This window comes from Streptomyces kronopolitis, from assembly GCF_050953795.1.
GTDB lineage: Bacteria > Actinomycetota > Actinomycetes > Streptomycetales > Streptomycetaceae > Streptomyces > Streptomyces kronopolitis_A.
Genome location: NZ_CP191850.1, coordinates 7,382,835 through 7,405,162 on the forward strand (window position 1 = coordinate 7,382,835; position 22,328 = coordinate 7,405,162).

General features: G+C 73.6%; 18 protein-coding genes and 1 pseudogene. 15 read left to right on the top strand and 4 right to left on the bottom strand.

What is annotated here, in order from left to right; genetic code table 11:
• The first annotated feature begins 147 nt into the window (after positions 1-147).
• The 8 genes from ACQP17_RS32650 (at position 148) to ACQP17_RS32685 (ending at position 8,255) form a co-directional block, all read left to right on the top strand.
• Complete coding sequence (locus ACQP17_RS32650; RefSeq protein ID WP_433859528.1) at positions 148-558, top strand: hypothetical protein; 411 nt, start codon at positions 148-150, stop codon at positions 556-558.
• On the top strand, positions 555-1,829 hold the full coding sequence (locus ACQP17_RS32655) for an NADH-ubiquinone oxidoreductase-F iron-sulfur binding region domain-containing protein (protein WP_433859529.1): 1,275 nt from the start codon (positions 555-557) through the stop codon (positions 1,827-1,829). The genes ACQP17_RS32650 and ACQP17_RS32655 overlap by 4 nt, the downstream gene beginning before the upstream one ends.
• 12 nt (positions 1,830-1,841) lie before the next feature.
• Positions 1,842-2,033: a ferredoxin gene (locus tag ACQP17_RS32660; RefSeq protein ID WP_433859530.1), complete on the top strand. Its 192-nt coding sequence runs from the start codon at positions 1,842-1,844 to the stop codon at positions 2,031-2,033.
• Between the two features lie 2 nt (positions 2,034-2,035).
• Positions 2,036-4,123: an acetate--CoA ligase family protein gene (locus ACQP17_RS32665; RefSeq protein WP_433859531.1), complete on the top strand. Its 2,088-nt coding sequence runs from the start codon at positions 2,036-2,038 to the stop codon at positions 4,121-4,123.
• Positions 4,101-5,324 carry an acyl-CoA dehydrogenase family protein gene (locus ACQP17_RS32670; protein ID WP_433859532.1) on the top strand — a complete coding sequence of 408 codons (1,224 nt, stop codon included), beginning with the start codon at positions 4,101-4,103 and terminating at the stop codon, positions 5,322-5,324. The genes ACQP17_RS32665 and ACQP17_RS32670 overlap by 23 nt, the downstream gene beginning before the upstream one ends.
• A 46-nt stretch (positions 5,325-5,370) precedes the next feature.
• On the top strand, positions 5,371-6,543 hold the full coding sequence (locus ACQP17_RS32675; protein ID WP_433859533.1) for an acyl-CoA dehydrogenase family protein: 1,173 nt from the start codon (positions 5,371-5,373) through the stop codon (positions 6,541-6,543).
• A gap of 114 nt (positions 6,544-6,657) precedes the next feature.
• On the top strand, positions 6,658-7,539 hold the full coding sequence (locus tag ACQP17_RS32680; RefSeq protein WP_433859534.1) for a 3-hydroxybutyryl-CoA dehydrogenase: 882 nt from the start codon (positions 6,658-6,660) through the stop codon (positions 7,537-7,539).
• Positions 7,540-7,568: 29 nt separating this feature from the next.
• Entirely contained in the window at positions 7,569-8,255 is a 687-nt protein-coding gene (locus ACQP17_RS32685) for a TetR/AcrR family transcriptional regulator (protein ID WP_433859535.1), read from the top strand.
• A 37-nt stretch (positions 8,256-8,292) separates the two neighbouring features.
• Here the strand turns inward: ACQP17_RS32685 and ACQP17_RS32690 are convergent, their stop codons facing one another.
• Positions 8,293-9,282: a D-cysteine desulfhydrase family protein gene (locus ACQP17_RS32690; protein ID WP_433859536.1), complete on the bottom strand. Its 990-nt coding sequence runs from the start codon at positions 9,280-9,282 to the stop codon at positions 8,293-8,295.
• A gap of 215 nt (positions 9,283-9,497) precedes the next feature.
• On the opposite strand from ACQP17_RS32690, the gene ACQP17_RS32695 reads away from it, so the two are divergent.
• The 3 genes from ACQP17_RS32695 (at position 9,498) to ACQP17_RS32705 (ending at position 14,321) form a co-directional block, all read left to right on the top strand.
• Entirely contained in the window at positions 9,498-10,049 is a 552-nt protein-coding gene (locus ACQP17_RS32695) for a MarR family winged helix-turn-helix transcriptional regulator (protein ID WP_433859537.1), read from the top strand.
• Complete coding sequence (locus ACQP17_RS32700) at positions 10,046-12,664, top strand: MFS transporter (RefSeq protein ID WP_433859538.1); 2,619 nt, start codon at positions 10,046-10,048, stop codon at positions 12,662-12,664. The genes ACQP17_RS32695 and ACQP17_RS32700 overlap by 4 nt, the downstream gene beginning before the upstream one ends.
• A 196-nt stretch (positions 12,665-12,860) precedes the next feature.
• A complete protein-coding gene (locus tag ACQP17_RS32705) occupies positions 12,861-14,321 on the top strand; it encodes an SDR family NAD(P)-dependent oxidoreductase (protein ID WP_433859539.1) in 1,461 nt (486 codons plus the stop codon).
• A gap of 117 nt (positions 14,322-14,438) precedes the next feature.
• On the opposite strand, the gene ACQP17_RS32710 is transcribed toward ACQP17_RS32705, so the two are convergent.
• Entirely contained in the window at positions 14,439-16,463 is a 2,025-nt protein-coding gene (locus ACQP17_RS32710) for a M3 family metallopeptidase (protein WP_433859540.1), read from the bottom strand.
• Positions 16,464-16,668: 205 nt separating this feature from the next.
• Here ACQP17_RS32710 and ACQP17_RS32715 point away from each other — a divergent pair, with 205 nt between their 5' ends.
• Complete coding sequence (locus ACQP17_RS32715) at positions 16,669-17,103, top strand: CBS domain-containing protein (protein ID WP_433859541.1); 435 nt, start codon at positions 16,669-16,671, stop codon at positions 17,101-17,103.
• Positions 17,104-17,252: 149 nt separating this feature from the next.
• Here ACQP17_RS32715 and ACQP17_RS32720 read toward each other — a convergent pair whose 3' ends face one another.
• Complete coding sequence (locus ACQP17_RS32720; RefSeq protein ID WP_433859542.1) at positions 17,253-18,317, bottom strand: DUF2332 domain-containing protein; 1,065 nt, start codon at positions 18,315-18,317, stop codon at positions 17,253-17,255.
• Between the two features lie 92 nt (positions 18,318-18,409).
• On the opposite strand from ACQP17_RS32720, the pseudogene ACQP17_RS32725 reads away from it, so the two are divergent.
• A pseudogene (locus ACQP17_RS32725) lies at positions 18,410-18,655 on the top strand (methyltransferase domain-containing protein); the annotation flags it as partial.
• A gap of 140 nt (positions 18,656-18,795) precedes the next feature.
• Positions 18,796-19,236: a cytidine deaminase gene (locus ACQP17_RS32730; RefSeq protein ID WP_433859543.1), complete on the top strand. Its 441-nt coding sequence runs from the start codon at positions 18,796-18,798 to the stop codon at positions 19,234-19,236.
• Positions 19,237-19,401: 165 nt separating this feature from the next.
• On the opposite strand, the gene ACQP17_RS32735 is transcribed toward ACQP17_RS32730, so the two are convergent.
• Complete coding sequence (locus ACQP17_RS32735) at positions 19,402-20,094, bottom strand: transglycosylase family protein (protein WP_433859544.1); 693 nt, start codon at positions 20,092-20,094, stop codon at positions 19,402-19,404.
• A gap of 572 nt (positions 20,095-20,666) precedes the next feature.
• Here ACQP17_RS32735 and ACQP17_RS32740 point away from each other — a divergent pair.
• Entirely contained in the window at positions 20,667-22,283 is a 1,617-nt protein-coding gene (locus ACQP17_RS32740; RefSeq protein WP_433859545.1) for an FAD-dependent monooxygenase, read from the top strand.
• Positions 22,284-22,328 lie beyond the last annotated feature (45 nt).

The window sequence follows — 22,328 nt, forward strand, 5'->3', positions numbered from 1 at the left end:
CGCACGGATCTCCGGACGCGAGCGACATCCCCCACACCCCGATCCGCCGGCCGGCCGCCGCAACGGCACCGCGCCACGGCACCGCCGTACCCGGCCGCCCGGCCGTGCGTACGACACCGGCACCCCACCCTCTCCCCGGAGGCACGCATGAGCGGTCGTCGGAGCCTGGTCTGGCTAGGGCTCACCCCCGAACCGGAGCGGGAGCTGCCCGGAGCCGTCGCGGCCCTGCGCAGCGGCACGGCGGATGCGACCCACACGTCCGCCGAGGTGGCCACGGCCGAGCGGCTGCGCGTGGAACGGCTGATCCTGCACGGCACCGAGCAGCGCTGGCTCCGCTACCTCGCCGAGGTGACCGGACTGGTGACGGCCGTCGCCGGCGGCACCCGGCCCGGCGACCGGCGGGCCGCACTGCGGGCGGCCGAGGTCGTGCTCGACCACCACCGGATGCTGATCGGCCTGCCCGGACGGGGCTACGGCCGCACGGCAACGGACCGCAGAGCCCTGGAAAGCGCGGTGCGCACCCTGCGCACCGCCCCATCGGACGGAGACCGAGGATGACCCGGATCGACTCCCTGACACCCCGGGAGACCCCCGGAGTGCTCGGCGCCGCGCCGGGCGTCACCGAGGACGCCGAGGCGTACGAGGCCACCGGCGGCTACCGCACGAGGACCGCACCGGGCGAGCTGCTCGCCCGCGTCGAGGCCGCCGGGCTGCGCGGCCGCGGCGGCGCCGGCTACCCCACCGCCATCAAGCTGCGCGCCGTCCGCGACGCCGGGGAACCCCCCGTCGTCGTGGCCAACGGCGAGGAGGGCGAGCCCGGCTCGGTCAAGGACCGCTGGCTGCTGCGGGCCCGCCCGCACCTGGTCCTGGACGGGCTGCTGCGGGCCGCCGAGATCACCGGTGCCCGGCGCGGCTATGTGTACCTCTCCGACGACACGGCGGCCGCACGGGTGCGCCACGCGCTCGACGAGCGGCCGCCGCGGCTGCCCGTGGAGGTCGTCGAGACGCCCCACACCTACGTCGCCGGGGAGGAGTCCGCGGTGGTCCGACGGATCAACGGCGGCCCCGCCCTCCCCACCGCCAAACCGCCCCGCCCCTACGAGGAGGGCGTCGACGGCGCCCCCACCCTCGTCGCCAACGTCGAGACCCTGGCCCGGATCGCGCTCATCGCCGCCCGGCCGGACGGACGCCACCACACCGCGCGCAGCACCCTGGTGACGCTCGCCGGTGCCGGCACCGACCCGCTGCTCGCCGAGGTCTCCTACGGCCGCACCCTGCGCACCCTGGCCCGGGCCCAGGGCACCCCCGAGCCGGCCGGCGTCCTCATGGGCGGGATGTTCGGCGGGCTGATCGGGCCGCACTTCCTCGACCTCGCCCTGGACCCCGACACCCTCGCCACCGCCGGCACGTCCCTGGGCTGCGGCGCGATCCGCTTCCTCGGGCCCGACGAGTGCCCGGTCTCCCTCGCCTCCGCCGCCCTCGCCCACCTCGCCGCCGAGAGCGCACGGCAGTGCGGCATCTGCGTCACGGGCACCGGCTCGATCCGCGACGAGGTCGGCTCCCTGACCACCGGCACGGCCGCGCCCGGACTGGTCTCCCGGCTGCACCGCCGGGTCACCGCACTGCCCGGCCGCGGCGCCTGCGGACTGCTGGACGCCGCGGCCGGCACCGCCCGCAGCCTCCTGCAGGTCTTCCCGCACCTCGTCCGCTCCCACCTCGACAGCCCCTGCCCGTCCTGCGCGGCGCCCGCCGCCCCGCTGACCGTGTCCGTCCCGGCCGTCGCCGGCCGCACCGTGCCCCGCCCGCGCTCCGCCCCCTGCCCCCGCTGAAAGGACGCCCCCGTGAAACTCCGCCTCGACCCCACCCGCTGCCAGGGCTACGGCCTGTGCCAGGAACCCGCGCCGGACCTCATCGACATCGACGAATTCGGCTATGCCTCCGTCGTCGCCGATCCCGCACCGGGCGCCTCCGAGGACGCCGCCCGGGCCGCCGTCGACGCCTGCCCCAACTCCGCACTGCGCCTGGAGAGGTGACCATGGGACGTGATCTGTCGGCCCTGTTCGACCCGAAGTCGGTCGCAGTGGTCGGTGCCAGCAACGACCCGGCCAAGTACGGCCACGCGGTCGCCGCCCAGGCACTACGGGCCCCCGAGCGCCGCCCCGTCCACCTCGTCAACCGACGGGGCGGCACGATCCTGGGGCGCACCGCGGCCACCTCCCTCGCCGAGATCGGCGAACCCGTCGAACTGGTCGTGATCTCCGTACCGGGCAACGGCTTCGAGGCCGCCGTCGACGACGCGCTGGCCTGCGGCGCCCGCGCCGTCGTCGGCATCACCGCCGGCTTCGCCGAGACCGGTCCGCCGGGGCTCGCCCGCCAACAGGCCCTCGCCGCGAAGGTCCGCGCCGCCGGCGCCGTCCTGGTCGGCCCCAACTGCCTCGGCATCGCCGACAACACCACCCAGCTCTACCTCGCCTCGGACCGCTTCGCGCCCGGCGGGATCGCCCTGCTCAGCCAGAGCGGCAACCTCGCCCTCGAACTCCAGCTCCGCTGCGCCCCGCACGGCCTGGGCTTCTCCCGCTTCGTCTCGTTGGGCAACCAGGCCGACGTCACCCTCGTCGACCTCGTCGAGGACGCCGCCCGGCACGACGCCACCCGGGCCATCGCCGTCTACGCGGAGGACTTCGGCGACGGCCGCGCCTTCGCCGAGGCCGCCGCCGCGGCCGGCAAACCGGTGGTCCTGCTCACCGCCGGGCGCGGCACCGCCTCCGCCCGCAGCGCCCAGTCGCACACCGGCGCCCTGACCACCTCGGCCGACGTCGTGGCCGCCGCCTGCCGCGACGCGGGCGTCGAACTGGTCGCCACCCCGCACGAGATGACCGTCGTGCTCGCCGCGCTGAACGGCACCCCGCGCGCCGGCCGCGGCCGCACCGCGGTCTGCACCGACGGCGGCGGCCACGGCGCCATCGCCGCCGACGCCGCCGAATCCGCCGGGCTCACCGTTCCCGAACTCGGCACCGCCGCCCAGGAGAAGCTCTCCACCCTGCTGTGGGAACAGTCCGCGCTGCGCAACCCCGTCGACCTGGCCGGCATGGGGGAGCAAAACCCCCACTCCTACGGCGACACCGTCGGCGCGCTGCTCGCCCTGGACGAGGTCGACGCCGTCCTGCTGACCGGATACTTCGGCGGCTACTCCGCGGCGACCGGCGGCCTGGGCGGACCGCTCGCCGAGAGCGGCACCGCCGGCGGCGGCAGCGCGCTCGCGGCCGGCGAGCTGGAGACCGCGCACCAGATGGCCGGGCACGCCGCGCGGCACGCCAAACCCCTGGTGGTGCAGTCGATGTTCCCGGACGCGCCCAGCTGCCGGACGCTGGCCGAGGCGGGCATACCGGTGTTCGCCGCCTCCGAGGACGCGGCCCGGGCACTGGCGGCCATGTCCGTGCCCGAGGCGGCCGGACCGCGGGGCCTGCACCCGCTGCCGCCGGCCGCGCCCCCGCTGCGCGACTCCGGCTACCACGGCCTGCGCGCGCTGCTGACCGCCGCCGGGGTGCCGTTCCCCGCGGCCCGGGAGATCACCGACGAGGCCGGACTGCTGGCCGCAGCCGAGGAGTTCCCCGGCCCCTACGTCCTCAAGGCGCTGCACCTCCTGCACAAGTCCGACGCCGGAGGGGTCGCGCTGAAGCTGCCCGACCGGGACGCGCTGCTCGCCGCCCACCGCGAGATGCACGCCCGGCTCGGCGCCGCCTCCTACTCCGTCGAGGCGATGGCCGATCTGACGGACGGCGTCGAACTGATCGTGGGGGTCAACCGCGACCCGCGGTTCGGTCCGGTCGCCATGGTCGGGCTGGGCGGCGTGCTCACCGAGGCGCTGCACGACGTCGCCTTCGCCCTGGCACCCGTCTCCGCGGCCCGCGTCGAGCAGCTGCTGGAGGGGCTGCGGACCGCCGCGCTCCTCAAGGGCGTGCGCGGCCGCCCCCCGGTCGACGTGGCCGCCGCGGCGGCCGTCATCGAGCGCATCACCACGTTCGCCGCCGCCCACCCCGAGATCGCGGAGATCGAGATCAATCCGCTGCTCGTCCGCCCGGACGGAGCCCTCGCCCTCGATGCCCGCGCCGTACCGGCCTGACGCCCCGCCCGCCGTCCCGGAGGACACCATGGACTTCCGCTACACCCCCCGACAGGCCGACCTCAAGGCCCGCGCCGCCGCGTACACCGAGTTGCTGTACCCCTACGAGGACCAGGCCGAGGAAGCCGGCGGACCGCTGCCGGCCGACACCGTCCGCGAGTTGACCCGCGCCGCCATCGACGCCGGTGTCTACGCCCTCAACATGCCCGAGAAGTGGGGCGGCCCGGGCCTGTCCCTGCTCGACCAGGTCATCGTCGAGGAGGAATTCGGCAAGGTCACCAACTGCCTGTGGGACATCCCCTGGCGGCCGGCCAACGTGCTGATCCACGGCACCGAGGCGCAGCGGGAGAAGTATCTGCTCCCGGTCATCCGCGGCGAGCGCTTCGACGCCTTCGCGGTGACCGAACCGGGCGCCGGCTCGGACCCCTCCTCGGGTACCAGCACCGCCACCCGGACCGACGGCGGCTGGCTGCTGAACGGCGAGAAGTGGTTCGTGACCTGCGGCGACATCGCCGACTTCCTGCTGGTGCAGGCCGACGCCGGACCGGAGCGGGCGGCCACCCTCTTCTTCGTCGACAAGCAGGCACCGGGCGTACGGATGACCCGGGTCCCGCGGTTCATGCACTCCGCCGTCAACGGGCACCCCGAGTTCACCTTCACCGATGTCTTCGTGTCCGACGACGACGTCCTCGGCGGCGTCGGCAACGGCTACGAGCTGACCAAGGAATGGTTCACCGACGAACGGCTGATGATCGCCGCACGGACGACCGGGGCCGCCGAACGGGCCCTGCAACTCGCCCGGGACTGGGCGGTCGAGCGCCGGCAGTTCGGCTCGCCGATCGCCGATTTCCAGCTGGTGCAGGGGATGTTGGCGGACTGCGCGGTGGACATCGCGGTCAACCGGGCCTACACCCACCAGGTCGCCTGGGAGGCCGACCAGCCCGAGACCGACCGCAAGACCCTGCACGCCAAGGCCTCGACGGCCAAGCTCGCGGCGAGCGAGGCCGCCGGGCGGGTCATCGACCGCTGTGTGCAGATCTTCGGCGGGCGGGGCTACGACCGCTCCTACCCGGTCGAGCGGCTCTACCGCGAACTGCGGGTGGACCGCATCTGGGAGGGCACCTCCGAGATCCAGCGCCTCATCATCGCCAACGAGCTCATCAAGCGCGGCACCCGCGCCCTCGACCTGCCCCTCCCCTGACCCGCGGCCACCCCCGACCGGTTTCCACCGACCCCCGAGGACTGACATGGACTTCCGCCTCACCCCCCGACAGGCCGACCTCAAGCGCACCGCGCGCGAGCTCACCGAGACCCTCACCGCGTACGAGACCGACTGCGAGGAGAACAACGGACTGACGGCACAGGACCACGCCGCCATCCGCGACGCCGTCCTCGCCAGCGGCCTGCAGGCCGTCAACATGCCCCGGGAGTGGGGCGGCGCGGGCCTGACCATCCTGGAACAAGCCATCGTCCAGGAGGAGTTGGGACAGCTCACCGGCGCGCTGTGGGACACCGTGTGGCGCCCCGCCAACGCGCTGCGCTTCTGCACCCCCGCCCAGCGCGAGCGCTACCTCGAACCGGTCATCCGCGGTGAGCGCCGCGACTGCTACGCGGTGACCGAGCCCGAGGCCGGCTCCGACCCGCAGAACCTGGCGACCACCGCCACCCGCACCGACGACGGCTGGGCGCTGAACGGCGAGAAGTGGTTCGTGACCGTCGGCGACCACGCCGACTTCATGATCGTCCTGGCCGCGGCCGGCGAGGACCGGGCACCGACGCTGTTCCTCGTCGACAAGGACACCCCGGGCATCGAGATGACCCGGGTGCCCCGCTTCATGCACACCTTCGTCTACGAGCACCCCGAGTTCACCTTCACCGACGTGCGGGTGCCCGAGGACGCCGTCCTCGGCGGCCTCGGCCAGGGCTACGACATCACCCGCTCCTGGTTCACGGAGGAACGGCTGATGATCGGGGCCCGCACCACGGGCGCCGCCGAGCGGGCCCTGCGGCTCGCCCGGGACTGGGCGGTCGAGCGCCGGCAGTTCGGTTCGCCGATCGCCGATTTCCAGCTGGTGCAGGGGATGTTGGCGGACTGCGCGGTGGACATCGCGGTCAACCGGGCCTACACCCACCAGGTCGCCTGGGAGGTGGACGAGGGCACCGTCGACCGCAAGACCCTGCACGCGAAGGCGGCCATCGCCAAGCTCGCGGCGAGCGAGGCCGCCGGGCGGGTCATCGACCGCTGTGTGCAGATCTTCGGCGGGCGGGGCTACGACCGCTCCTACCCGGTCGAGCGGCTCTACCGCGAACTGCGGGTGGACCGCATCTGGGAGGGCACCTCCGAGATCCAGCGCCTCATCATCGCCGGCGAACTGGTCAAGCGGGGCACCGGCGTGCTGCAGATACCCACCGGCACCTGACCCCGCCCCGGTGTGCCCCGGCCCCGCCGGCCGGGGCACACCGGCCCCCCGCACCGCTGCACCACGGCGTGGCCACCGCGCCGTGCCACCCCGTACGCCCACCGAGGAGGACCGATGTCCGCACCCGCCGTCGAAGAAGCCGCCGTCGCACGCGTCGGAGTCGTGGGCTGCGGCCTGATGGGTTCGGGAATCGCCGAGGTGTGCGCCAGGGCCGGCCGGGACGTGACCGTCGTCGAGACCGGAGCCGCCGCCGCGGACGCCGGGCTCCGCCGGATCGCCGCCTCCCTCGGACGGGCCGCCGAGGCCGGGAAGCTCTCCGCCGAGGACCGGGACGCCGCGCTCGCCCGCATCACCGTCACCGCGGACCTGGCCGCACTCGCCGACCGCGATCTGGTCGTCGAGGCCGTCGCCGAGGACGAGACCGCCAAGCTCGACGTCTTCGCCCGGCTGGACCGGGTGGTGCGCCGGCCGGACGCCATCCTCGCCACCAACACCTCCTCGCTCCCCGTCATCCGCCTCGCCGCCGCCACCGCCCGCCCCCAGCAGGTCATCGGCCTGCACTTCTTCAACCCGGTGCCGGTGCTGCCGCTGGTCGAGCTGGTGCCCTCGCTGCTCACCGGCGAGGACACCGCCCGCAGGACGGGCGCCTTCGCCGCCGGGGTCCTGGGCAAGGAGGTCGTGCACGCCGCGGACCGCGCCGGGTTCATCGTCAACGCCCTGCTCATCCCCTATCTGCTGGACGCGGTACGGATGACCGGGGCGGGCACGGCCTCGGCGGTCGACATCGACCGGGGGATGCGGCTCGGCTGCGCCCACCCGCTGGGCCCGCTCGCGCTGGCCGATCTGATCGGCCTCGACACCACCCTGGCCATCGCCGAGTCGCTGTACGCGGAGTTCCGCGAGCCGCGCTACGCACCGCCGCCGCTGCTGGCCCGGATGGTCGAGGCGGGCCGCCTGGGCCGGAAGTCGGGCCGCGGCTTCCACCACTACCCGTGAGCAGCGGCCACCGACGAGCAGTGGAGACGATGCGGGAAGATGGAGCGGGACGGGGCAACGCCGCGCCCGCCGACACCAGCGACACCGACCCGGGGAGCACTCACGTGGCCAAGGCCGAACGCACTCTCGAAACGCGGGAACGCATCCTTGCCGCCGCGTGCGAAGTGATCGCCGAGGTCGGCTTCGAAAAGATCCGTATGCGGATGATCGCCGAACACGCCGGGGTGTCGACGGCCCTGCTCCACTACCACTTCGAGAACCGCGAACGGCTCTTCGCCGAGGCGATGACCCATTCCTTCGGGCAGACCGGCACCGAACTCGAACGGGACGCCGACACCGTGCCGGCCTCGGTGGTCCTGGCCCGCATCCTGCACAACATGCTGCCCACGGACCCGGAGCTGCGGCAGGACTGGCGGCTGTGGCAGGAACTGTGGGTCCGCGCCCTGCGCGACGAGACCGCCCAGCAACTCGCCGTCGACCTCTACGACCAGCTGCACACCTGGCTCGCCCAGGCCATCCGGCGGGGCATCGCGTCGGGCGAATTCCACGACTGCGACGTCGACGCGACCAGCACGCTGCTGCTCGCGCTGAGCGACGGTTTCGGCATCCGGCTGATGCTGGGCGACCCCAGGATCGATCTCCCCGCCGCACAGGCCGCCATCTGGCGGGCCGTCGCGGGCACCCTCGGCGTCCCCGAGACCTTCCCCGCCATCTGACCCCGGGCCGGGGCGCCGCGTACGGGGCCGGCCGCGGCTACGGCGCCAGGACCGTGAGCGCGTCCTGCGAGCGGGCGACGGCGGTGGCATGGCCGAACAGGCCGGGCAGTCCGCCGGAGTGCAGCAGCACGGTGCGCCGCCCGGGCGCCACCGAGCCGTCCCGCACCGCCGCCCGCAGCCCGGCCAGCGCCCGCCCGGTGTAGACGGGGTCCAGCGCGAGCCCCTCCGTACGGCCCGCCAGCGTCAGCGCGTCCATCGACTGCTCGGTCAACGTGCCGTAGCCGGCGCCGACTTGGTCGTGCCGCAGCCGCAGCGCCTCGGGGGAGTGGACGGTGCCGGACAGCCCGGCGACCAGCCCGGTGACGGTGCCCGCCGGATCGTCCACCGCCCCGCAGTCGACCCCCAGCACCCGGTCGGGGCCGAGGGTGTCCACCAGGCCGGCCATCATGCCGCCGGAGCCGAGCGTGACGACGACGGTGTCCAGGTCCGGTGCCTGGTCGAGCAGTTCGCGCCCGCACTCGGCGTAGCCGTACGCGCCCACCGGGCTGGAGCCCCCCAGGGGGATCACGCAGGGGACGGCTCCCCGCTGCCGGAGTCCTTCCGCCACCCGTTCCGCCGCGGCCGCCAGCTCCGCGCCCCGCACCTTCCCGGCCCATACGACCCCGGCCCCGAAGAGGCCGTCCAGGACGAGGTTCCCGGAGGCCGACGAGCCGGGCGAGCCGGCCAGCACCAGCACCACGTCGAGTCCCAGCCGGGCCCCGGCCGCCGCGGTCAGCCGGGCGTGGTTGCTCTGCGCGGCGCCGGTGGTCACCAGCGTCGTGGCGCCCTCGGCGAGCGCCGCGCCGCACAGCCACTCCAGCTTGCGCACCTTGTTCCCGCCGCCGCCGAGCCCGGTGAGGTCGTCGCGCTTGACCCAGAGGTCCTCCGCGCCGAGCCCCAGCGCGCGGGCCAGCCGCGGCGCCGGTTCCAGCGGGGTCGGCCACGTCCCGAGCTCCGCCCGCCGCCGTGCGCCGTCGCTCACACCCATCGTCGGCATCCTTCCGTCCGCCTGTCCCTGCCGGTCCGCGGCCAGCGTGCCATGTCCCCGGGGCCGGCGGGGCGGCGCGGCCGGAAGAGGGCGCTGCCGGGCTTCTTCCCCGGATGCCGAGGGTGGTACGACGTGGCCGGTTCCAGCCGCTATGCTTGCTGGATACAAGCAATGTATTCAGCGGGCCGACGACATCACCGCGAAGGATCACGACGATGAGCAAGGGCACGGTCCACACCTGTGACCGGGCTGCCGCGCAGGTCACCGCCTCATCGAGGCTGGAGGAGGCCGCCGCCGGACTGGGGACGGAGATCGTCCGTTTCTCCCGGCTGATCGCGGCGTGGAAGCAGCGCGCGAAGACGGACGGCGGCGCGGCCGACCGGGTGCTGCTGGCCAGGCTGGTGGTCGGCGGCGACCAGCGGGCGACGGATCTGGCCGCCGACGCCTTCCTCGACCTGTCGACCGTCAGCCGTCAGGTGCGTTCGCTGGTCGAACGGGGCCTGGTCACCCGGCGCCCCGATCCGGAGGACCGCCGGGGCTCGCTGCTGGCGGCGACGGACGCCGGGCGGGCCGCTTTCGCGCAGTACCGCAGTCAGCGCGACGCCGAACTCGCCGCGCTCCTTGAACCGTGGACGCCCCAGGACCGGGCCGATCTGATCCGGCTCCTGGGCCGCCTCAACGAGGACATGGCAGAACGACAACACACACGGCTGGGTCCCGGGGGAGACCAGGGCGCCGCCGTGGAGCAGGGAGACACACGTACATGAGCACAGCCACCTCTCCACCCGAGGCGTCAGCCGGGGCGATACCCGCCCCCGGTTTCCTGAGTCACCGTCAGATCCTGACCATCCTCAGCGGCTTGATGCTGGGGATGTTCCTGGCCGCCCTCGACCAGACCATCGTCAGCACCTCGATCCGGACCATCGCCGACGATCTGCACGGCCTCAGCCAGCAGGCCTGGGCGACCACCGCCTATCTGATCACCTCGACGATCGCCACCCCGCTGTACGGCAAGCTGTCCGACCTGCACGGCCGCAAGCCCTACTACCTGGCCGCGATCACGATCTTCGTCGGCGGCTCGGTGCTGTGCACCTTCTCCACGTCGATGACCGAACTCGCCGCCTTCCGCGCCGTCCAGGGCCTGGGGGCCGGCGGTCTGATGTCGCTGGCGCTGGCGATCCTCGGTGACATCGTCCCGCCCCGGGAGCGCGCCCGCTACCAGGGCTACATGCTCGGCACCTTCGCCACCTCCAGCGTGGCCGGACCGCTGATCGGCGGAGCCCTGGCCGGTCAGGACCAGCTGCTGGGCATCACCGGCTGGCGCTGGGTCTTCCTGGTCAACGTGCCGATCGGCATCATCGCGCTGTTCGTCGTCGCCAAGGTCCTCAACATCCCGCACACCCGGCGCGACCACCGCATCGACTGGTGGGGTGCGGTCACCCTCTCGCTCGGTGTCGTGCCGCTGCTGCTCGTCGCCGAGCAGGGCCGGGAGTGGGGCTGGGACTCGGGCCGGTCGATCACCTGCTATGCGATCGGCGTGGTCGGCATCATCGCCTGGATCTTCGTCGAGCGGCACATCGGGGACGACGCGCTGATCCCGATGCGGCTGTTCCGCAACGGCACCTTCAGCAAGACCAGTGTGATGTCCGTGCTGATCGGTATGGGCATGTTCGGCGGGATGCTGATGATCCCGCAGTACCTCCAGATCGTGAAGGGCGCCAGCCCCACCAAGTCGGGTCTGGAGATGCTGCCGCTGATGGCGGGCATGCTGATCGCCTCGGTCGCGACCGGCCAGATCACCGGCAAGACCGGCCGCTACAAGCTCTTCCCGATCATCGGCACCGCGCTGATGGTCGCGGCGATGCTGCTCTTCCACTTCCGCGTCCAGTGGGACACCCCGCTGTGGCAGACCATGGTCTACATGCTGCTCTTCGGCCTCGGCCTGGGCGGCTGCATGCAGACCCTGGTGCTGTCCGTGCAGAACGCGGTGCCACCGCGGGACATGGGCGTGGCCACCTCCTCGGCCACGTTCTTCCGGCAGATGGGCGCCACCGCCGGTACCGCGATCTTCCTGTCGGTGCTGTTCAGCACGGTCGGGGAGAAGATCTCCTCGGCGTTCAAGGACGCCGTGCACACCGAACGGTTCCAGGCCGCGCTGCACGACCCCGCGGTGCTGCACGACCCGGCCAACAAGCCCGTGCTGGACATGCTCCAGCACCCCGGCAACGGCAACTCCTCGGGCGTGCTGAGCGACTCGTCGTTCATCCAGCAGCTCGACCCGCGGCTGGCGGAGCCGTTCAAGCGCGGCTTCGCGGACTCGATGCACACCGTGTTCCTGATGGGCGCGGTCGTCGTGGCGCTCGCCTTCGTGCTGATGTGGTTCATCAAGGAGATGCCGCTGCGGCAGCTCTCCGGCCTCCAGGCACGGGCCCAGGCCGAGGCGGAGGCCGACGCGGCCGCGCGTCCCGCCGAGGGCGCCGCGGACGGCGTCGAGGAGGCCGCGACGGCGCTCGACACCGCGGATCCGCTCGCCGCGGCCGCACCGGCCGCTGCTCCGGCGGACCCGCCCGCACCCGTCCTCACCAAGTCCCCCGCGGGCTCGGCGACCGGCGCGATAGGTCCCGAGATCCGCGGCACGGTGCGCGACGGCGACGGCAGGCCCGTGGACCGGGCCGCGGTCACCCTGATCAGCGTCGGCGGCCGGCAGCTCGGCCGTGCCTCGACCGGGGCCGACGGAGGCTACTGCCTGCCCACGACGGGCGCCGGCACCTACGTGCTGATCGGCTCGGCCGGGGCCCGCAAGCCGCAGGCCGCGACCGTCGTGGTGGGCGAGGAGCCGATCGCCTTCGACCTGACCCTCAGCGGCGCCGCCGGCCTGTCGGGCGAGGTCCGCGAGGACAAGGGCGACGACCCGGTGCCCGGCGCGCTCGTCGTGGCCACCGACGTCCGCGGCGAGGTCGTGGCGTCGGGGGCGGCCGGCCAGGACGGCGGCTTCGCCTTCGCCGAACTGAGCCCGGGCAGCTACACCCTGGCCGTCAGCGCCGAGCACCACCGGCCCGCCGCCCTCCAGGTGGAGGTCGTCTCCGGCGGCCGCAACTGGTACGAGGTCCGGCTGACGCCCGGCGCCCAGGTCCGGGGCACCGTCCGCACGGCACACGGCGGTCCGGTGGACGACGCCCGGGTGACCCTGCTGGACCCGGCGGGCAACGTGGTGGGCACCGCCACCAGCGGCCGGGACGGTGAGTACGTCTTCACCGACCTCGACAGCGGCGACTACACCCTGATCGCCAGCGGCTACCCGCCGGTGGCGACCCCGCTGACCGTGGGGGCCGCGGGGCACGGTGAGTGCGACATCCAGCTGGGCCACGACCAGGTGACGTGACGCCCGAGGGGTGAGACGCAGTCGAGGGGCCCGGCGCTACCGGCGCCGGGCCCCTCGGCCGTGACCCGCGCGGGGCGTGCTCCGGCCGGCGGCCACGGCCCGCGCGCCCGCCGGGTTTGGCGCTGCCGCCCCCGGCTACGTACAGTTCCGCCGAAGCATAAATAGAACACACGATCCCAGGGAAGCAGCAGCGTCGATGACGGTGACCGAAACAGGCATGGCCGCGGACGCGGGTATCGAGGCGGAACGGATGGCGGTCTGCCTCAGCGTGCTGGAGGAACTCGACGCGCTGCCCCTCGACCACCCCGACGCCATCGCCATCCGCCGCGCCACCGCCGGGATCTACCGCAAGGTGAAGCAGCGCCGCCGGCAGGAGCGCCGGGCGGCCAAGACCGCCAACGACAGGGCGGTGACCGCGGCCACCGCCACCGGCGCCCCCGACCGGATCGACGACGAGACGCAGGGCCTGGCCCTCAGCAGCTCCGTGACGACCGAGATCGCCGGCATCCTGGAACGGCCCCGCTCCTGCTACACCTGCAAGAGCCGCTACGTCCAGGTCGACGCCTTCTACCACCAGCTCTGCCCGCCCTGCGCCAAGGAGAACCGGGCCCGCCGCGACGCCCGCACCGACCTCACCGGCCGGCGCGCGCTGCTCACCGGCGGCCGGGCGAAGATCGGCATGTACATCGCGCTGCGGCTGCTGCGCGACGGCGCCCACACCACCGTCACCACCCGTTTCCCCCACGACGCCATCCGCCGCTTCAAGGCGATGCCGGACAGCGCGGAGTGGCTGCACCGGCTGAAGATCGTCGGCATCGACCTCCGGGACCCGGCGCAGGTCCTCGCGCTCGCCGACACGGTCAGCGCCGACGGCCCGCTCGACATCCTGATCAACAACGCCGCCCAGACCGTCCGCCGCTCCCCGGAGGCCTACGGACAGCTGGTCGCCGCCGAGTCCGCGCCGCTGCCCGCCGGGGAGCTGCCCGCCTCGGTCGTCCTCGGCCACTTCGGCAGCGGCGCCCCCGCCGCCCTCCCCGCCGTCACGGCCGGCTCCGGCGCCCTGACCGCCGAGGACATCACCGCGCTGGCGCTGACCACCGGCTCCGCCACACCCGCCCGGATCGAGGCGGGCACCGCGATCGACGCCGGCGGGCTCGTCCCCGATCTGCACGCGACCAACACCTGGATCCAGAAGGTGGACCAGGTCGACCCGGTCGAGCTGCTGGAAGTCCAGCTGTGCAATATGACCGCCCCGTTCCTGCTGGTGAGCAGGCTGCGCCCGGCGATGGCCGCAGCCAGGGCCCGCCGCAAGTACGTGGTCAACGTCTCTGCGATGGAAGGCCAGTTCAGCCGCGGCTACAAGGGCGCCGGGCATCCGCACACCAACATGGCCAAGGCGGCGCTGAACATGCTCACCCGCACCAGCGCCCAGGAGATGCTGGACACCGACGGCATCCTCATGACCGCCGTCGACACCGGCTGGATCACCGACGAGCGCCCGCACCCCGACAAGATGCGCCTGGCGGACGAGGGCTTCCACGCCCCGCTCGACCTGGTCGACGGCGCGGCCCGGGTCTACGACCCGATCGTCCGCGGTGAACTCGGCGAGGACCTCTACGGCTGCTTCCTGAAGGACTACGCCCCCGCGGCCTGGTGACCCCCCGGGCGTCCGCCGCGGCCGTCATCCGGCCGGACGCCCGCGTGGCGGTGCCGCCTCCCGGTCACCGGGAGGCGGCACCGCGGCGGCCTTCGTGCCGCCCCGCGCCCGTAGCGCTCAGCCGGCCAGCCCGTGGCGCTCCAGCAGCGGCTCGATCCGTGGGTCCCGGCCGACCACCGCGCGAAACGCCCCGAGCACGTCGACGCTGCCGCCCCTGCTCAGCAGCTCCCGGCGGAAGATCTCCCCGCTCTCGCGCACCGTCTTCCCGTTCTCCCGGAACCAGCGCACGGCGTCGGCGTCCAGCACCTCCGCCCAGCGGTAGCCGTAGTACCCGGCCGCGTAATCCCCGTGGAAGACATGGGCGAAGTAGCCGGTGCGGTAGCGCGGCGGGATCGCCGCCATCGCCAGGCCGTGCCGCTGCAGGGTGGCGGCCTCGAAGACCTCGGCTGCGTCCTCGGCCGGCACCTGGTCGGGGGAGAGGCTGTGCCAGGCCCAGTCGAGCACCGCGGCCGCCTGGTGCTCCACCATCCGGAACCCCGCGCCGAACGCCTCCGCCTCGCGCAGCCGGGCAGGGAGTTCGGGCGGCATCGGCTCACCGGTGACGTGATGCCGCGCATAGCGCGCCAGCACCTCGGGCCAATCCGCCCACACCTCGTTGACCTGGGACGGGAACTCGACGAAGTCCCGCGGCACCTGGGTGCCCGACAGCGACGGGTAGCGGACATCGGAGAGCAGGCCGTGCAGCGCGTGCCCGAACTCATGGAACAGCGTGTGCACTTCACGCCACGTCAGCAGCACCGGCTCGCCCGCCGGCGGCTTCGCGACGTTCAGATTGTTGACCACCACCGGCCGGTGACCGAGCAGCCGGGACTGCGCGACCAGCGCGTTCATCCAGGCACCGCCCCGCTTGGACGCACGGGCGTGGAAGTCGCCGATGTACAGGCCCAGCGCACTGCCGTCGGCGTCGTGCACCTCGAAGACGCGGGCGTCCGGGTGGTACGCCACCAGGTCGGGGCGCGCGGTGAACGTGAGGCCGTAGACCAGCCCGGCGGCGTGGAAGACGCCGTCGTGCAGCACGGCCTCCAGTTCCAGGTACGGCCGCAGCTCCGCCGCGTCGAGGCCGAAGCGCTCCTTGCGCACCCGCTCGGAGTAGAACTGCCAGTCCGCCGCGCCGATCTCGGCGACGCCGGCCGCCTCGGCCAGGGCGGCGCCCTCCCGCTCGGCGTTGGCGACGGCGGGAGCGACCAGCCGGCCGAGCAGATCCTCGACGGCGTCGGTGGTGCCGGCGGTCCCGTCGGCGACCTCCCAGGCGGCGTGGCTGGGGTAGCCGAGCAGCGCGGCGCGCTCGGCACGCAGCCCGGCCAGGGCGACGGCCACCGGGCCGTTGCTGTCCGCGCCGCGCCGCAGCGAGGCGGTCAGCAGCCGCGCGCGCAGGGCGGGATCGGTCAGCGCGGCGAGCTCCGGCTGGTTGGAGACGTTCTTCATGCTGAGCACGAACTTGCCCTCGTGCCCGAGCGCATCGGCGTTCCGGGCGGCGGCCGCGATCTGGTCCTCGGACAGCCCGGCCAGCTCCTCGGCACGATCCAGCACCAGCGCGGCGGCCGCGTCGGCGGCCCGCAGATTCCGCGCGAACTCGGTGCACCGGCCGGCGATTTCGGCATTGAGCGCCCGCAGTCGCTGCTGCTGTTCCGGCGCGAGCCGGGCACCCGCACGCACCCGGCGGGTGTGCCGGCGCTCCAGCAGCATCCGCTGCTCCGCGTCCAGCCCGAGCTGCTCGCGCTGTTCGTGGAGCGCGTCGAGCCGGGCGAACAGCGCGGGGTCGAGCAGCAGCGCGTCCTCGTGGGCGGCCAGCCGTGGCGTGATCTCGGCCTCCAGCGCCTGGGTCTCGTCATCGGTGTCCGCGGCGGCCTTGTTGAAGAACACCCGGCTGACCCGGTCCAGCACGGCGCCGCTGCGCTCCAGCGCCACCACGGTGTTCTCGAAGGTCGCCGGCTCGGCGGCCGCGCCGATCGCCGCCACCTCGGCCAGTTGCTCGTCCATGCCGCGGACGAAGGCGGGCAGATAGTGCGCGCTGCGGATCCGCGCGAAGGGCGGCAGCTCGTAGGGCAGATCGCTCGGCGCAAAGAAGGGATTCGACGTCACGTCCGCCGACCTTACGCCCGGCACCCGGCCCGGGTCCGGCAGTCACCCAGGAGAACACCTTGTGCGCGCCGGTAGTTGAGAGGGAAAGGGTTCGTCGGGCCCTGTGTCGCACTCCGCATTCCGCCCCGCTCCCGGGGAGCGACGCCGGACCATCCGTGATGTGATCGAAGGCAAGGGGAATCACACTCCTGAGACAGGAGGAATCATGGCCGGCAAGCTGCGTGCGCGGGACATCATGTCCGGCGGAGCGCACTGTGTAGGAGCACACGAATCCCTGCGGGACGCGGCGAAGATGATGCGGGAGCTGGACGTCGGCTGCCTGCCCATCTGCGGCGACAACAACAAACTGACCGGGCTGATCACCGATCGTGACATCGTTGTCTCGTGTTGTGCCGACGGGATCGATCCGGCGACGGTGCAGGCCGGTTCCATGGGCGGACGGCTGCACTGGATCGACGCCGAGGCGGACGCCACCGAGGTGCTGCGGACCATGGAGCAGCAGCACATCAAGCGCCTGCCGGTGATCGACGTCAAGGGCGGCCACCAGCTGGTGGGAATGATCACCGAGGCCGATCTCGCCAAGAACCTCACCGACGAACAGATCGCGGAGTTCGCCACCCGCGTCTACGCAACCGCCTGACGCGGGAGGAACTGCCTGACCCGGCGCGGCTCCGTCCGACCGGCGCGCCCGCGTCGTACCGGTCCGCGTCCGCGTCGCACCGGTCGTGGCCCAGTCCGTCGCGCCCCGCCGACGCCAACAGGCCTACGTGCCGGCCGGGTTGGAGCGGCTCACCGTTCCGCGAGCCACGACAGCAGACGGCCCCGCGACCAGCAGCGGCCGACGGCCTCGGTGTGCCGGGCCGACCGGTCGAGGACCGCCAGGCCGATGATGCTGTGGCCGGAGGCGCGGCGATCGCCGAGCGTCGGGATCGTCGGCGCGACGCCGACCCCCTCCGCCGACACCCACGCCACCGGCCGGTCGGCCGCCGCCTCTTCGAGGCGGCGCAGGAAGCGCTGACGGTCCTCGGGCGGGAGCTGCGACAGCGCCCACGTCGTCGTGACGACAGGCAGGGCGTCCGCGGGCACCCGGGCGAAGGCGTCGGGCAGCATCGCGACGGCGTCACCGCGCAGCAGCAGCGGAGGCGCGGTCGCCGCCAGCGTCATCTCCGCTTCGAGCCGCGCGCCCCGCTCCGGCCGATCCGGCCACAGGCAGGCACGCAGCCATCGGGCGTCGTCGGCATCGGTCACGTCGAGCGGGTCGACGTCGACGCCGATCCGGGCGACGACCTCGGGCACCGACCGCGTCGGCAGGGGCCGGTCTCCCACGAGTGAAGCCGTCATCCGCACGGGAGAGGACGGGTCGCCCAGCGACTGTCCGTTGCTGTACGTGATCCCCACGCGATCGACCTGGAGGCTGAGCCCGGCGGAGCAGCCCACGTCGATCAGCCCGACCGCCGCCGCACCCACCCGGCGCGCCGCTTCGGCGACGGCCGGATACAGCACGGGTCCGTGTCCGGTCTCGTCGGACCGCGTCGTACGGCGCGCGGCGAGGGACGCGACCGAGTCGGCCATCCGCACCAGGGTGTCGAGTGCCGCCCCGGCGGCGGCGTCGCCGTCCGCAGCGGCATAGGCGGCGGCAAGCTCCGGGGCGCGCCCGGCGAGGGCGAGGTCGTGCAGCGCGGCAAGGATCACCGTGGGGTGCCGCCTGCGCCCCGGCACCGCCTGAAGGGCCCGCAGCGCCTCGTCGGACTCGCTCAGGGCGACGGCGACCCGCTCGTACAGCGGCGACGTTCCGGCGGCCTCGACCTCACCGAACCGCCGGTACATCCGGGCGAGTCTGCCGGTCCTGTCCACGAGTGGGGCGCTTCCTCCCGTCGGCTGCGATGTCCCTGCGATGCTAGCGGGAGCGCGGACGACCGTCGGCGAGAAGTGGAGACGCGAGCCGGATGGCCACGGATCGCTGGTGGGACGACACACGGACGTTCTACGACGCCGTCGCCGTGCCCTACGCCGACTACGTGCGCCACCTCCTGGAGCGCACTCCCGAAGAGCGCGCGGTCCTGGCGCAGTTCGCCGAGCGGGTGAGCGCCGACGGCGGCGGGCCGGTCGCGGATGTGGGCTGCGGGCCGGGGAGGATCACGGCCCACTTGCGACATCTGGGGGCGGACGCCTTCGGGATCGACCTGTCGCCGAGAGCACGCTCGGCGGAATGCTCCTCGCGCACCGCCGGTCCGACACCCGGTGAGGCCGTCCCGCCCCGGGAAACTCACCTGACGCGGAGGGGCGCGCGGGCCATGCTGGTGCGCGACGTAACCTGACGAAGGACGAGAAGATGACCACGCAGCACCGGCCCGTCGACCGCGAACTCATCGAGGCCGCGGCGCACGTCGCGCGTACCCGCTGCCGGGGTGACAACCACACGGTGGCGGCCGCGGCCCGCGCCCGGGACGGCCGGATCGTCACGGCGGTGAACGCCTACCACTTCACGGGCGGCCCCTGCGCCGAACTGGTCCTCATCGGCACGGCAGCCTCCCAGGGCGTCTACGAGCTGGACACCCTCGTCGCCGTGGGCGACCGCGACCGGGGAGTCCTTCCCCCGTGCGGCCGGTGTCGTCAGGCCCTGCTCGACTACTTCCCCGCCCTTGAGGTCATCGTCGGTGCGGGCGACCGTGTCCGCACCGTCCCTGTCGCCGACTTGCTTCCCGAAACCTACGTCTGGGCCGACCACCAGATCGATCAGCTCGACGTCCGGCCGGCCGCTGACCCCGGGTAACGGGATCCGCATGCGCCGACATCCCGTGCGTGCCGTGAACGCACCTGACGGTGGCTCGTCCGACCGGGCGAGCCACCGTGCCGTTCAGGAGCGGAGTGTCAGGTGATTTCCCCGGTCGGAGCGCCGGCCGCCGGGCCGGGGAAATCCCTTGCATTCAGGCGGTGTTCAGTGACCGGCTCGCCGCGGTACGGCCAGCCGCATTCCGGGGAAGATGAGGTCCGGATTCGTCCCGATCACCTTTCGGTTCCACCGGTAGAATTCCTGCCAGCCGTATCCGTGTGCAGAGGCGAGGCCGCTCACCGTGTCCCCGGCGTTGACGACGAGCGACCCGCCGGTACTCCGATGGGGCCCCTCTTTGTGCCGCTTTTCATGGGTCTGCGGATGCCGTACCCGGCTGTGGGCCGACGCCCCCGCGTGCCGCTTCGGGGTGAGGTGTGCGCTGCCGGTCCGTGGCGCGCTGTGCCGGGTGGCCGAGTTGAGGCCCAGGGAGGCCGAGCAGGCCGGCCAGGCGCCCCAGCCCTGTCGGGCCAGCACCCGCTCGGCGACCCGGATCTGCTGGGCCCGGGTGGCCCGTGCGGCCCGTGACGCGTAGGTGCCGCCGCCGAACGAGTGCCAGGTGGAGTGCGCGAGTTGCAGCCCTCCGGAGAAGCCGTTCCCCGTGTCGATGCGCCAGTTTCCTCCGCTCTCACACCCGGCCAGACGGTCCCAGGCTCCGCTGCCCCGGGCCTCGGCCGGCTGCCCGGCCGTGAGGTTCAGTGCACCGGCCGCCAGCAGGACGGCCGCCGCGGTGATGCTCCGGATACCGTGGCCGCGGAATTCATTCCGGGCCGCCGATTCCGATGCCTGACGAAATTCCATGCGGGTACTCCCGTCGCCCGCCGCGCAGTTGCCTGGCGGCATCTGAGGAAACCCGGCGCCTTATTGGTGTGCTGTTCGAGTCGCACTCGAACCGCATTTCCGTACGGCGCCGTGAATTTGACGGGGACGAGACAACCATGCCCCGCGTTGGCCCCGGCAGAGCGCGCGGTAGCGCCGTCGCCGTCCGCCTTGCCCCCTTGCCGTCGGTGCGCGGCCGTGCCTGCGTGCGGCGCGGCTGATCAGACGGGCCGGGGCGCACCGCTCCCGTCCGAGGCGCATGACACCCACGGGCGCCGCGATCACCTGCCCGGCCCCGGGGTGTCCGCCGAGCGCATCCGGCGCACGTGTTGCACGCGCTGCGCAGGTCCGCACGCACCGCGCACGGGCGCCGGCGCGAGGCAACGACCCGTCCCGGCCGGGTACGGCAACCGGGGCGAGCAGCCACGTGTACGAAGGGAGAGCCCCCTCCACATCGCAGCCCGGCCCCTGTGCCCTCCCCCTCCGCGAAATGGACAGCCGCACCGGCCTGTGCTGCATTGGACACAAGTGCGTCTCTCGACAGGAGGCAGGCCGTGGCCGACGTGGAGGTGCTGGTCGTGGGGGCCGGGCCGGTCGGGCTGACGGCGGCCGGCGAGCTGCTGCGCCGGGGGGTGGCGTGCCGCGTCATCGACCGGCTGCCCGCGCGCCAGCCCTACGCCAAGGCGGTGGGCATCCAGCCCAGGACGCTGGAGATCTGGGACCGGATGGGGGTGGTCCGGGAAATCCTGGCGGCCGCGGCGCCGATGTACGGCCAACTGCTCTACGTCAACGGCATTCAGCAGGCGCGGGTGGAGCTGACGCTGCCGCCGGAGGTGCCGTACGGCTTCGCGGTGCTTCCGCAGAACGACACCGAACGGATCCTGGAGGACGTGCTCGTGCGCGCCGGGGGCCGGATCGAACGCGGCACCGAGCTGGTCGGCTTCGAGGAGCACGCCGACGGGGTCCGGGCGGATCTCGTGCTGCCCTCCGGCGCACGGGAGCAGGTCGGCGCCCGGTACCTCCTCGGGTGCGACGGCGCGCACAGCGTCGTCCGCAAGATCCTCGGGTGCGGCTTCGAGGGAGCCGCGCTGCCCGAGGAGTACATGCTCGGGGACGTCGAGGTCGACTGGGAACTGCCGGCCGGCTACGCGATCCGGTCCATGCACCGGCGCGACGGGCGCACCGACGACCTGCTGGTGTGCATCCCGCTGCCCGGCCGCAACCGCTACCGGATGTCGATGCTCGTCCCGCCCGAACTCTCCCGCGCCCAACCGGACGGTGAAGTGGGCGTGGCGCACGGCCTGGAGGGCGGCCCCGCTCCCGGCCTGGACCACCTCCAGGCGGTGTTGGACCGGCTCGCGCCCGAGCCCACCACCGCCTCCCGCCTGCGCTGGTCCTCGGTCTTCCGGATCAGTCACCGTCTGGTGGACCACTACGGAACGGACCGGGTGTTCCTCGCGGGGGACGCCGCCCACATCCATCCGCCCACGGGCGCCCAGGGCATGAACACCGGCATCCAGGACGCCTGCAACCTCGCCTGGAAGGTCGCCATGGCGGTGCGCTCGACGGCGAGTGCGCAGCTCCTGCGCAGCTACGAGGCCGAGCGCCGCCCGGTGGGCGAGGAGGTGGTGCGGCGGACGGTGCGGCACGCCGCCGCCGGCATCCAGGCGGATCCGGACGACCCGTCGACGCTGATCCTGCGCGAGGCCCAGCTCCTCGTCGGCTACCGGGGCAGCCCGATCGTCGGCCCGGACCCGGTGTCGCCGCTGGGCCCGGCGCCCGGCGACCGGGCGCCGGACTGCGGGGGCCTGCGCTTCGGCCTCACCGCCTTCCCGTCCCGCCTGTTCGATCTGTTGCGCGGCCAGGAGCACACCGTGCTGCTCTACGCGGACCGGGAGGCGCAACTGGCGCCGTGCGAGGAGGCGGTGGCGGCGGCGCGGAGCGCGGCGCACGGCCGGCTGGACGCCTGGGTGATCGTGGCTCCGCACACCTCGGCGGACGGCCTGTCGCTGCCGGTCGTCGAGGATGCGCGGGGCGAGTTCCGGGAGAACTACGGCGCGGCCGGCGGTGCGGGGTTCGTCATCCGGCCCGACGGTTACGTGGCCGCGCGCGCTGCGCGGATGAGCGGGCCGGAGCTGGTGTCCGGTCTCGCGGCGGTCTTCCGGCCCTGAGCGGCGGGGCGGCTCGCGTCGGCCCGGCCGGAGCGGCCGTCCTGC